Raw genomic sequence first — 12,106 nt, forward strand, 5'->3', positions numbered from 1 at the left:
GCTGGATGCGTCGTCAACCAGAACACTGCTGCTAAGCTTATCCACAATTGCTGGGACAAAAATCAGCAATCCGTCCTGGGTCAATTTTCAATCGGCAGGGTGGGTCAGTTTTCAATCAGCGCCAACAAGGTGAGGTGAACCTTTAACGGCGGGGCGTGTGGTCCCCAAGGAGGATCAAAGAATGGTGCATGCGTGAGAAAGAATGTAAGCCCGCGTATTTGGTGTTGACGCGGTGTTGCAAGGCTTGGTAATAAGGACATGGAGGAATGCGCTTTCGCCGCTTTAGCTCAGTTGGTAGAGCAGTTCATTCGTAATGAAAAGGTCACCAGTTCGAATCCGGTAAGCGGCACCATCCCTTGTAGAAATGATTTAAGAAGCACCAGGTGCAATTCAGGAATCATCGTATAGGTGTAACGTTACCTACCTTGCGTAGCGCGGCTTCAAGCTCCAACATATACTTTATATACAGTGCTTCGCGGCTTAGCGCTGCGTTTATCTCGCTCTGTAAGATTTTTATCTTGTCTTTGGCTTCTATTAGTTTCTTTTGATATTTATCATTACTTTTGAATTTCTTACCGTAGTGCTCCGAAATATTTTTGATCAGTAGCTCATGAGTTGGATTGTATTTTTTTATCGCGCCGCGCGGATAGCCAGCCTCTACAGCCACTGTATCATTGTTAATTTTGTATGGCCCATTGATATGGATTGGAACTTCGGATAGCAGGCGCTCAAGTGCAAGAAAGCCCTCTGTAATATTCATTTCTTATTCCTATGCTAGCTCGATGTTTTGTCGTTGGAAATGATCAGTTATTATATTTAGTTCTTTTATTGCACTTATTTGCTCCGGTGAATTAGGTTGCAATGTGGCTAGGAAATCGTTGAAGGTTGAGACTGCGAGACGTATTCTGGATGGTATTAGTGCGGCATGCGCACACCCAACACACGCAGATAATGGGTTTATTAGATGGCGGTGGCATGGGTTAGGGTTCATACATCCACCTGTTGCACGGGGAGTGTACGCAAGCAACCCTGCCTGTACTTGCTCGATGGTTTTCTGTCGGTGAATTAGAATATGCTCTTTGCCTAATGGTTTTATATTTTTTTCTACATGCTTCCCATAACCTCCAATAAGTTCCTCATCTGAAAGCAAAATAGTCTTAACGTAGTCTAGTGCTCGAACTATAGTGGTTACTCGTTTAAATTCGTGCTGAAAATGGTTAGTCGAATTACCGATCAGGGATGTCGCTACCGATCCGCCTTTTGAATAGTGCGTAGTCATCTGCATGCGGATGTGTTGCAGTTGCTCATGTAACGAAGAAAAACGAATAAGTCCGCTTTCAATTCCATAATAGGCAAGAGAGCGCCGAAACTGGTGAGTGGTGAAGTGCCAATGAACTCCAGTGATGTATATTTCTTCCGCATCCCAGTTGCGAGCATACTCAATGAATTGGACTTCAATAGAGTCTTTCTCGGAAATAATAAACTCTGATGTCTTGAAAATTCGATTGAACGTCGCGTGTGTGAGGTTGGAAAATTTGTTGCCATTTTCATTTGGCTTTATTCGATTGTGGGAAAGTGCGAAAGCAAAATGGCTGATATTAGAGAAAAGGGGTATGGCTCGTTCGATTTTACATGCTATCTTGATCCAATCACAAATGGCTTCGCAAACCGTAATTGCAGGACAAACATCAAGCGATGTTACCCAAGCAGCGGGCTTTTTACGACCGTATCCTTTAGTTGCAATGCCGTGAAGCCAATATCCTACCTCTCCGTCAACGGTTTCTTCGCACAGGCATCCAGGGAGTAAACTGTATGCTTCGTCGTCCCTCATTCCTGAGTATATGTGAATAAGTGTTTTCGATGAAAACTGTACTTCGGAAAGATAACGCCCAAACGATATTGAGTTATTCCATTTGTAATGCTCAGAAAGCTTCCTGAGGTTATATTGATCTATCAGTTCGTTAAATCTGAGGGGGGATATTTTACCTTCATGCAGGTATTGACGTGCTCCGGAGTATTTTGCGGTTTCGCGATGCATTTCTAATGTTAGGAGTTTGAGGTCCTCCAAATGCAGATTAAAATCTGAAACGATTTTTTTTGTTGTTTTTATACATTTGAAAAGTAGCCTGCTCGGTATTACTAAGGTCTGTTCTTCTTGGTTCGATTCAGTAGAAGTTGAAAGCTCGGAATGATACGCGTCAAACATTTTACATCCGATCTCTTCGATGGTAAGTGAGAATAACATTTTGAGCATTGATGCAGCGGTTCGTTTTCGCGGTTGTGGACAAAATTTATGAACAAATTCTAGGCACAACTTTTCTTGCGTCAAGCAAGTTGCTATTGATAAATTATTATTTGTGCAATAATTAGATAAGCAATGAAGTGCGGAAGCCCAGCGCAAATATGCACTTACTGAATGAGTTTTTTTCTTGTAAAAATTTAGTTTAATTAAGTGCCAAAGTAAATGCTTTACATCCTGAAGTATGCCTGGGTTTGAAAGGTAGGGTTCTTTGTTGAAGTACAGAATTCCATCTCCTTTGTTTGAGGCAACAAAATATCGGAAGTCCCATAACCAGTCCCCATAAGCTGATACGCTTTCGCCGTTTAGCAAGGTCGTTACAGTAGTTTTTTTATGTGTAAATTCGCGGGGGGACAGGGATGGAAGTAAGGAATCAGTAAGTTTAGTCTGAGTTCGCTGAATGACCATGGCTATTAAATTTTTCCAGTAAGTGCCCATAGATTTACATAGGCTTGCCAATAAGAGTGAAGTGATCCGTCGGCTAACTGTTTGTCGATGATTCTATCTGTGACTATTAAGTCTGGATTTTGCTCTAAAATGAGATTTATGTAGTATTTGGCACGGTTCAATGTCTCTGAAAGTGCTGGTGTGAAATCAGATGAGTTATCCCGAACAACCTCGATGGTGTAAGCCATGCTTTTAAGTTTATGCAGGTCTTCTGCGTCAGCATGAAGAGCATAATGGACGCAGAAAAGGCAGCCCCAAAAAGTGCTACAGTCTTTATCAAGGCCTATATTAGTGCCTATATCAATAGGTACTTGACCGCCTATACATGCACCCGAAGGCGTATTGATAGTGTCATCTATCTCGCTTTCAGATAGGTCGGTAATGTAAGCGTATAGTTTGGTGAATTCTTTTTGCCTTATTTTTTTTGCAGACGACGAATATCTATTGGAAAATACACGATGAGTATTTTGCATAACTAGGCTAGCAACTTGAGTTCCTTTGGTGTCGAGTACCCAGTTTGCTTTGTATTTTCTATACTCGGTTGAAGTGATGCGTGGTAGTGAGGCGTCGAGCATATGGCTAACGCGGTCATGATACGTCTGTAGAAACTGGTCGCAAATTTTAGAGGGGATTCCATTGTGAATCCGAACAAACAGATACTTGCTATTCTTCCCATTAAGTACATAGCTTCTGAGTTTTAAGTACTTGTTGAGCAATGGAACAAAAGCGCTTTGCACTTCAAAGTATACATATTTTTGCGCCCTCGCTTTATAGACGCGAAATCCCTGCTGCTCACTGGGCACTGATATAATGTCATTAGACCACGGTATGTTTCTGAATGACTCCAGATCCATGCCAGTAGCAGACAGCATAAGTATCTGAAATCCAGTCTGCGCCCATGAAGCAAGAAGGTGTCTTTTGTTGTGGTGTGTGTTTTCATTGGCTGAATTTAAAATTTTTTCTGCTTTAGCCAATTCGCTTTTAGCTTTGGATGGTTTATATCCATGTTTTTCTTGCACATATTCCACGCTATTTAGACTTCCCGTCTCGTAATCCCATCTCCAGTTAGGAGACTGCATCAAGTCGCGCTGGGATAAGCGAGATTTTGTGAGTGCCCACATTGTGCAAGGTATGACGGTTACAGATTCTTTCGGAAGTTTAAGCGTGAAAGGATATGGAGCATCATTCAGCACAAAATCGGATAGCTGTGTAAATAGCTGATAAGCCATTGTAAGGTTTTCGGTTACTGCCGCCTCCCCAGGAGGAGGGACCGGCCGCCCGATTGATCGAGCAATTATTGGCACACCTTGTCCCAATGCAAATTTTGGATTTGTTGATGCCAAACGGAAAAATTTCCTCGCTGCATGCTGTCGACGCGAAGTGAAATCATCTAGATTTTCGTGCTGTGATTTAAGCATCAGCAGATGTTTGGTGTACTCAGCATATCGCGAATTTAGTTCATGTTCATTGCTCAGTGAGTTGTTTAAAGCTTCGCAGTCTAGCCATGAAAAAAAGGGTTTAAGATGGTAGAGGTCTGAGGCCCAAATAGAGATGATTCGTTTTTTTCCGCTGCGCAAGTCGGTCGCTATGTCATCTAATAAGTTCTGAAGTAAGCAAACCCTCGCAGAATCTAGTGATGCAGGGTCAACGTACGTGCAGTCATCAATAGTTTCTCGAATCAAGTAAGCGTAGCTGCCGAAGTCGATAAAGGATTTGTTTTTTTCCGTGAGAATTCCGATGGTCTCTATTGCATTGAGATGTTGCGATAAATCTTCGTTGTCAATAAGCTCTTGAAGTGAAATAATGCTACAGCATGGATTAATTAATTTCACAGTCTTTATCCAAAGCTTTGACAATGTCAGATAATAATTTTGCGGTCCATGCCTTATTCACGGTATTGATCACAGGATTCAAATTTCTGTAATCAAGGTATCTGTAAGTTGTCCTGATGTCAGAATGCCCCATGGCGTCCTGTATTCCACGGAGGACTCCATCGAGCGTAGCTTCCCCACGCTCAACGCTTTGTAGCCCCTCGTCGAGTCTGTTCAGGCAGTAAGTGGCACGAAGGTCATGAAATCGGAAACGAAAGCTGTGCCCGAGTCGCGCTATTCTGGGGAAGAGTTGTTCTGTCATGAATACTCTTACAGCTGAGCCTTCTTTGCTAGCAGATGTAGCATCGTCGGTTGATGTGTAGTATGGGTTGCCTCTACTAGTATAAAAAATATACTTCTCCGACTCTGGAAGTTGACATATTTTTGCGCGGGCTAAATACCTGTCACTGCGTAGATAAACATAAATTTTTTTGTACAGCCACGCGGGAACGTCGAGATAGTGCTTTTTGCCCCGTTTGGTATCCACGCCCGTACCTTTGCCAGTGTGAATTCTGAAGAATTCTTGATGGGTAGGCAGTTCTCTGGCAAAGCTTCGTGCGCGCAGTGTAAATGCGGTTTGAATCCGAGCGGAAGATGATAACGCCATCAAAAATCCGAGTATCATTTCAGTATTCTTCGAATCATATAAAGCCTTAACGGTTTCAGTCTGTTGTTCTTCTGTAAGTGGCTTAAGTTTTCCCTCGTCCACAATATGGTTAGGGTCGCGTGGGGACCTCGCTTTTTTGATAGTTTCAGCGAGGTCTGTTGTAGTGTAAGTTGTTACTACGGTCACACCTTTGTCATCTACTGTCGATCTGGTTCGCGTAAATTCTTCCCACAGTGGATACATGCGTTGCAATCTGAATTGAAATTCCAACCACCGATAAAACTCCACTATTGTACTCACGATCCTTGACGCACTTGACTCTGCCAATTCGCCCAAACTCACACGTTGATTAAGCAGGCTTAGAAAGGCATATGTGGGACGATTCGTTTTAAAGCGCTCGTCCGCTTTGAAATCGATCTCCAAGGTATCGAGTGCATTTTTATAGTAAGCCAAATCATCAGCTTTACGCGAAATAGATCTCACACTTAAATTGGTACGAGTAAAATTTTGGTCGTACATACGGCTAATGAGAAAACCTACACCCTCTTTCCAGAGGGAACCGTCGTTAAGACGCAATACCGGCAGTTCTTTTATGTAGGTTGCAGCCGTTGGATACGACCAATTTAACAGCGAAGGTGATTGTAAAAGTTTTTCATTGGTCAAAAGGGCGAGAGCAGGCCTGGCGCAAGGCACCCGTTTAAGTACTATTTTTTTCATTGATCTAAACCGGGTGATATATGCGCTTTGCTCTGGCGTCTATGAACAGTGCATGCATGATATGCGCAAAGTTTTCGTTGTTTCAACTCTGCCGATCTGGGCTGTGGTAGTTAAGTTGTATACAATGTTTGTGGAGTTGACAAAATTGGTTCAAAAACGAAGTTTGTTTATATGATTGACATATTGATCGTATGTTTTAATGGGTGTCGCGCGCTTTAGGGGAAGTTTCAATCGCGATATTCGATTGCTGTATTTTTGATTGATCCGACGAATGGTAATGCTTTGTCGCTCATTAACCTTAAAAGATGACTGTGTCACGCTTCTTACAGAGTACTTAAGCCCGCGTCGGTAGGTGCGAACCCGAATAGATGAACGAGCCCCCGTGAAAGACAGGACACAGCTTCTCCCTTACGATAACGGATAGGCAAACGGTTATGACTAATAGCAACGATAAGAGTGGTGAGCTGTAGGGGCAGGAGCGGCGCCGCCGCTGGAGTCCAGAGCAAAAACTGGCCATGGTTCGAGAGAGTCTTGAGCCAGGGCAAAGCGTTTCAGTGGTGGTCGGCGCAACGGTATCAGTGCCAACCAGCTGTTCCTGTGGCACAAGATGTATCAGGACGGCAACATGTTGGCGGTCCGTGTTAGCGAGGCCGTGGTGCCACGTCGGAGCTGAGCGATGCGCTCAAGTAGATCCGTGAACTGCAACGGATGCTGGGCAAAAAAATGATGGAAGCAGAAATCCTCAAAGAGACCGTGGGGATCGCCCGGTCGCGAAAATGGACTACCAGTGAGAAAAAATGACGTCATTGATCTCTGGGACGTCGCTGCGAGGGTGCAAGAACATTCTCAGCATTCATGCGTTGCGCATGGCCAACGCTAAAAGTCTTGCTAGCGTTCCAAGCTCTCCGTGATTTCCATGGGCAGCCGCGAAGGAGGCTAAATCAGCTGTGTTGCCAAAGCGTCGAGACCCAGGTGCAGGTCCTTAGAAATTCAAACGCTTGCGCTCGGGTTCACACCATGCTCTTTGAAGTATGCGCGCCAGCTGGACGCTTGCCGCGATCCTAGCGCATCCCAACGGCTCAGGCTGCGGTTTTCACGTGAATGTCGGACCTAAAGATTCCCTCCGCGCACTCGAAGCTGCGTTGTTCATGATCGGCTACGACTTGGGTGAGTGACCTAACATCTTCGCCTGACTGGTCCTCGGGAGCACCGGAGGGGCCTCCAGATTAGGAGATCGATTAATGGAATCATTGAGCAACGGGCAGGCCTTGATCATGAGTCTCGCAAGTCACGGGATTTGCGTCAAAGCCCTTCAGCTGAGATGGTGGAACGTCTCCCAGAAATGACGCACGAACAATGCCAGACCCACCTCTTCGCCCTCCAGAAAGGAAACCGCATTATCAGTGAGGAAATGGATGGCCGGTGGGTGGTATCAACTGTTGATCTTGCTGTGCCAGCTTATCAGCCGGAATACAGTCCGGAATTTGCTGAAATGATCATTGCTGCGTCGTGCCGTGAAATGATTGAAATTGACCCTGATGAAATGATTGCCCAGCTAGAGGTGGTGATTAAAAACGCTTGGGTCAAAAAATCTCAGTTTTGATTCTCATGCCGTATTGTCGGGCATCGCCACGAAGCGGTAAGTCGTATGGATGAAACACTGTCGAGTGTCGGAGGCCTATTGCGTAGCATCGACTGGTAAGAGCCACAGACGACCTGCCCCGCGCGCCCCAATCTCGTCAGGTGATTAGCCATAGGGATGCCAGACATCCATCGCAACGATCCCTATCATCAGTTACGCGATGACCCTGGCGCTTGGATGTCAGGCGCGCTTCGGCAGCTTCCAGTTCGCCAGTATGAAGTGGCAGCTGTAGTCGTCAGGTAAGCGCTGCAAATAATCCTGGTGCTCAGGTTCGGCTTCCCAGAACTGCCCTGCCGGTTCGATTTCGGTGACCACAAGGCCTGGCCATAGATGCGAGGCGTCTATGTCGGCGACGGTGTCTTCCGCGACGTCGCGTTGCTGTTCGCTTAAGTAATCGATTGCCGAACGGTAGCTGGCGCCACGGTCATTTCCCTGGAGGTTGGGTGTTCTGGGATCGTGTATCTGGAAAAAGAATTCGAGGATCTGCCGGTAGCTGATATCGGCAGGATCGAAGACTATTTCAATGGCCTCGGCGCGGGTGCCATGCTTACGGTAGGTTGCATTTGGCACATCGCCGCCGCTTTAGCCGACCCGTATTTGCAGCACGCCGGGGTGAAATTCAAAGAAGCTCTGCATCAGTCAGAAACATGATCGCTCGGCTTTTAGTGAATTGACTGGCGAAAACACGAATTTTGAATGGAGAATTTGCGAGTTTTCATTAGCGCATGAACTAGGAGCGCTACAAAAAAGCGTACTCTCGCTCTGTTTCCTTTGAAAAGCGTACGCAGTTGATGAGCGAATAGGCTAGGTTCATCTGCTCAGCGCTTTGCAACAATGAAATTTAGCCATATCATTTTTTCGCTTATGTCGGAGGAAGCACTTTCCCACGAGTCTACAACTACGAGTTCCAACTGATTGGCGATTATCGAAACCAACTCGGATTGCCGGTAGTTGTAGAATAGTCTGCCATCAGGTTTTCGAACCTCTCCCTCTCCTCGTTTCACAGAAAAGTAAAAGACTCCGTTCCTTTTTAGTCGATCGGACACCAAAGAGAGCACTTTGCTCATATTTGGTGGTGCTACGTGCAAAAGAGATGCGCAAGCCCACACCCCATCATAAAATTTATTGATATGTAAATTCTCGGCAGTACACTCGTAAATGACAGTTTTTGTGCGAGTTCTTGCTATGGCCGCTACTTCTTTTGCAGGTTCTACACCATCAACCTCAAAACCAAGCGATAGAAAATATGCTATGTCTCTGCCAGGACCGCACCCTATATCCAGAATACTTCCGCCTTGTGGCACCCGCGATGTAAATTCAGACCAAGGCCGATGTAAAGCCAGAGAGCTGGTTCGCAAGTCGTAGCTGATAGCATTCTGGTTGTAATACTCCAAAGTCAGGTCGTCAGCTGCCACTTCTATTAAGCTCACGGTGTTTTGCCATTGATGAGTTGGTTTATGGTGGTTGGCCAATTGGTAATTTCGGCAGTGATTGTACGATAGTCGCTGCTCACTAGCTGTTCTAGTTTCCATGGATATGCAGCATCATGAACGCGGGCGGGAGTCGCCTTACCAGAAGTGGTTGCTTGGTTATATGCGTCAGTCAGCGCCAGTCGATGCGCAAGGTATTCAGCGAAACAAGCCATTAAAGGTTCATTCGCCGGGTCGGCAAAGCCTGATTTTTGTTCAATAAGGTCAGAAATTTTCTCGCCGGTGTCTAATATTAACTTTACATATGGCAAGCAATTCTGGTAGTGCTCAGCAAGCAAGTTAATATCTGATATTAGCTTAAATGGTCGATCGCCATTTTGAGATCTAATATAAAGAGACTCTCGACCGTCCCTGGCGGGGTCAGTTAAATAGTAAAAAGAGCTGGGGGATTCGTTTAGGAGAAGGCTGTAGAGTTGACGGCTAAGATTATAGCTTTGGCGAATCAATATCAAAAGCGGACCATAAAACTCATTCGCTTGTTTGTGGCGGTACTCAAGCATTTTTGACATGGCTTCAAAGCCAGATTTGCGATCTTGACTTTGCTCGTTATGTTTGAATTGTTTGGACTGAACATACAATGTCAGAAACGCACTAATCACTGATAGGATTATGGCAACCAGAAATGGGGAGTAGGTCTTAAGCCAGTTATCGGTTAATTTCTGGTCAATTGATTTAAGTTGTGCACCTAACTCAGCGAAATGGGATTGCGCAGACTGAGTAGTACCATCATGACCAACCGATACGGTATATTGGCTAGCATGTAGAACTCCGACAGATGAAGGGGCTGACGGTGAAATTGGAAATATTAAGGCGTTGTTAAAATCTGCCGCGTAAATAGTTGACGAAAACATCAGAGCTAAAAATGGACAAATGAGTAGCCGGAAACGCTTCAAGTGATCACTCCTAAAAATACAAATATCTCATGCCTCTTAAGCGTTTCATAGACCGAATTCCAAGGTACTCAAGCAGGCTTGAGCCTACCCCCATCAACCGTCTGAAACGCTTTTAGCTGTTGGTAGGCCCATTGAGCAAACCCTGGCAAACGGAAGCCTGAATTGAGTGCATGGCGACCTGCGAGCAGCAAACCTGGGGATAGCATTGAGCTATCATGGAGAGTAAGGTACGAATGCTGCTTTCGTGTGGATAGCTTCTTCGTCATAGTAAGTGATGCGGGCGCCACTATGCACCACGGATGGAATGAGATGACCCCTATACACAGCTTCTTCCGACCTACTGCCCCTTCCGTCCCGGTAGGTAAGCACGCGTCCCTGCCTGACATGCGACCGCCTCAATCGTATTCCTATTCTGTAAAAGTATTCCTGCGGTTAAGACCAAACATGCCGAAACCTTTCAGTTTTCAGATATATAACTACCATCTATTTTTTGCGTTGCTGAGGTTCAGTTAAAATGTCAATGACACTTCGGAAGGCATTAAGCGTTCTGGGCAAATCATCTCCGTTTTCAGTAAGTACCGTCAGTGACAAAGCTAGTGATGAGCTAGATATCTATAAAAACAGGTTATATGTACAACAGGATATTGAAAAAGAATTCGCAGACAGAGCGGAGCAGTTGGGTCCACACGGCGTTATATTTCTGTGCGGCAGCAGCGGTGATGGTAAGTCTGAAATATTAACAAGATTTTACTCACGACTAAGTGAGACATGTGATTTTCATCTTGATGCAACACATAGTTTCGCTCCTCATGAAACCGCTATCCAAGCATTGGATCAATTGTTCGATAAGTTCAAGAACTCAAATAAGCCGCTGATACTCGGAATCAACGTTGGTATGTTGGCCAATTACTCTAAAGAAGGTGCAGAAAGGCACAGGGATTTTAGAGAAAGCATAGATCTGTTTTTGAGTGGAAACCACAACCTTGTTGGCGAATTTCATTTTCTAGATTTCGAGAACTTTTCAAAGTTCAAATTTGCAATAGGTGAAGAGTCCTATTCTGAGTTCGCTGAGCAGTTAATCAGTAACCTTGCTTGTCGGGAAAATTCTAATCCATTTTATCTCCGTGCTCTTGAAGCCGAGTCCGCGGGAGTAGAGACAAAGCTTGTGGCCAATTTCAATATGCTGAGTATGCCAGGAGTCAGAAGGGTTATTATAACTCAGCTATTTAAAGCAAGGCTTCTGAAAGATCAGTTTATTACAACTCGCGCAATATTGGATTTGCTGCACCATTTGCTTACCGCTGATGGGTATTTATTCGACAATCTTTATGTGGGAACTGCCAATGAACTTGTGCAGCGAATTTCGGAATTTGACCCCGCACTTTTAAGAACGAGAGCCCTTGATGACTTTATATTGAGATATGAGTTGGGGTTGCCTGATATTGAGTTGGATGTTTTTGTCGCTCAAATATCCAGTTTAAATATATGCTTTAGTCGTGAAGGGGTTAAGCGGGGGGACGCGGCGTCATTGATAAGGCTCTTCAGCCTTCTACGAGAACAAAATATTAGTAATAACTACCATCAACAATTTACAAGCGAATTTTCCGAGCTTACTTTGCTATCCTATGCGCGTATGTGGAGTTTGCATATGGGTTATCAGGGTGGAGGCAATGATAAAAAAGAAATAAGAAAATATTATCATAACGATTTCATTACTGGTGTGCTGCGTTATGCTAACCGCAACGCACCACAGCTTCAAAATTCTCGCGGAGAGATCTATCTTGGTGAATTTGGTACTGTAAAACTTTCCGCAGTAGTCGAAGTTAAATTTGATTTTGACGCGCTAGCTAGCCTGAAAAAGAGTCGAGGGGTTTATTTCTCAGCTCTTTTGAAGGTTTTCGATCAGTCGCTTAAGTCGTTACCTTTGACGCTGAATTTGTTTCAATTAGTGGAAAAGCTTAATTATGGATATCGGCCTAATAAGTACGACAAAAATACTGTGGTGATTTTGGATGATATTGTTGAAAATATTAAAAACGTTGCCAGGCAGCATGGTGAGTTGAAACTTTATGAGGGTGATATCACGTACACTGCTAAAATGGATGATGATATGATCACAGTTGATAGGGGGGCGTAATGT

Annotated in this window: 8 protein-coding genes, 1 tRNA gene and 2 pseudogenes; 4 read left to right on the plus strand and 7 right to left on the minus strand. The window is 44.6% G+C overall.

All coding sequences use genetic code 11. From position 1 onward, the window contains the following. Positions 1 to 276: 276 nt before the first annotated feature. A tRNA-Thr gene (locus CEC48_RS04395) sits at positions 277 to 352 on the plus strand. A 45-nt stretch (positions 353 to 397) separates the two neighbouring features. Here CEC48_RS04395 and CEC48_RS04400 read toward each other — a convergent pair. Genes CEC48_RS04400 through CEC48_RS04410 form a run of 4 tightly spaced genes read right to left on the minus strand, consistent with a single transcriptional unit; the run spans position 398 to position 5,941 of the window. Next, positions 398 to 760 carry a hypothetical protein gene (locus CEC48_RS04400; RefSeq protein ID WP_088422644.1) on the minus strand — a complete coding sequence of 121 codons (363 nt, stop codon included), beginning with the start codon at positions 758 to 760 and terminating at the stop codon, positions 398 to 400. 9 nt (positions 761 to 769) lie between these two features. After that, positions 770 to 2,737: a hypothetical protein gene (locus CEC48_RS30860; protein ID WP_141099648.1), complete on the minus strand. Its 1,968-nt coding sequence runs from the start codon at positions 2,735 to 2,737 to the stop codon at positions 770 to 772. Further along, positions 2,713 to 4,578: a hypothetical protein gene (locus CEC48_RS30865; protein WP_141099649.1), complete on the minus strand. Its 1,866-nt coding sequence runs from the start codon at positions 4,576 to 4,578 to the stop codon at positions 2,713 to 2,715. Before CEC48_RS30865 ends, CEC48_RS30860 begins: the two co-directional genes overlap by 25 nt. Next, entirely contained in the window at positions 4,565 to 5,941 is a 1,377-nt protein-coding gene (locus CEC48_RS04410; protein WP_141099650.1) for a site-specific integrase, read from the minus strand. The genes CEC48_RS30865 and CEC48_RS04410 overlap by 14 nt, the downstream gene beginning before the upstream one ends. Before the next feature lie 515 nt (positions 5,942 to 6,456). Between CEC48_RS04410 and CEC48_RS04415 the strand changes: the two are divergent. Both CEC48_RS04415 and CEC48_RS04420 read left to right on the plus strand, forming a co-directional pair. Further along, positions 6,457 to 6,718, plus strand: a pseudogene (locus tag CEC48_RS04415) (transposase); the annotation flags it as partial. Between the two features lie 565 nt (positions 6,719 to 7,283). Beyond that, the gene (locus CEC48_RS04420) at positions 7,284 to 7,544 is read left to right on the plus strand and encodes a hypothetical protein (protein ID WP_088422648.1); all 261 of its coding nucleotides are present in this window, start codon (positions 7,284 to 7,286) and stop codon (positions 7,542 to 7,544) included. A 219-nt stretch (positions 7,545 to 7,763) separates the two neighbouring features. On the opposite strand, the pseudogene msrA reads toward CEC48_RS04420, so the two are convergent. The 3 genes and pseudogenes from msrA to CEC48_RS30870 form a co-directional block, all read right to left on the minus strand. Then, a pseudogene (msrA, locus tag CEC48_RS04425) lies at positions 7,764 to 8,198 on the minus strand (peptide-methionine (S)-S-oxide reductase MsrA); the annotation flags it as partial. Between the two features lie 203 nt (positions 8,199 to 8,401). Then, positions 8,402 to 9,013 (minus strand): class I SAM-dependent methyltransferase, encoded by a 612-nt coding sequence (locus CEC48_RS04430; RefSeq protein WP_176438667.1) that lies wholly within the window; start codon positions 9,011 to 9,013, stop codon positions 8,402 to 8,404. Next, positions 9,010 to 9,966 (minus strand): hypothetical protein, encoded by a 957-nt coding sequence (locus CEC48_RS30870; RefSeq protein WP_141099651.1) that lies wholly within the window; start codon positions 9,964 to 9,966, stop codon positions 9,010 to 9,012. Before CEC48_RS30870 ends, CEC48_RS04430 begins: the two co-directional genes overlap by 4 nt. Positions 9,967 to 10,480: 514 nt before the next feature. Between CEC48_RS30870 and dptF the strand changes: the two genes are divergently transcribed. Beyond that, positions 10,481 to 12,103, plus strand: a complete 1,623-nt coding sequence (gene dptF / locus CEC48_RS04435) for a DNA phosphorothioation-dependent restriction protein DptF (protein ID WP_088422650.1) — start codon at positions 10,481 to 10,483, stop codon at positions 12,101 to 12,103. Positions 12,104 to 12,106 lie beyond the last annotated feature (3 nt).

It is taken from the genome of Pseudomonas sp. K2I15, from assembly GCF_002204795.1.
GTDB lineage: Bacteria > Pseudomonadota > Gammaproteobacteria > Pseudomonadales > Pseudomonadaceae > Aquipseudomonas.

Excerpts from the sequence above, each read along its gene's own strand:
- CEC48_RS04400 (WP_088422644.1), bottom strand. The coding sequence starts at position 760 with ATGAATATTACAGAGGGCTTTCTTGCACTTGAGCGCCTGCTATCCGAA.
- CEC48_RS30860 (WP_141099648.1), bottom strand. The coding sequence starts at position 2,737 with ATGGGCACTTACTGGAAAAATTTAATAGCCATGGTCATTCAGCGAACT.
- CEC48_RS04410 (WP_141099650.1), bottom strand. The coding sequence starts at position 5,941 with ATGAAAAAAATAGTACTTAAACGGGTGCCTTGCGCCAGGCCTGCTCTC.
- CEC48_RS04420 (WP_088422648.1), top strand. The coding sequence starts at position 7,284 with ATGACGCACGAACAATGCCAGACCCACCTCTTCGCCCTCCAGAAAGGA.
- dptF (WP_088422650.1), top strand. The coding sequence starts at position 10,481 with ATGTCAATGACACTTCGGAAGGCATTAAGCGTTCTGGGCAAATCATCT.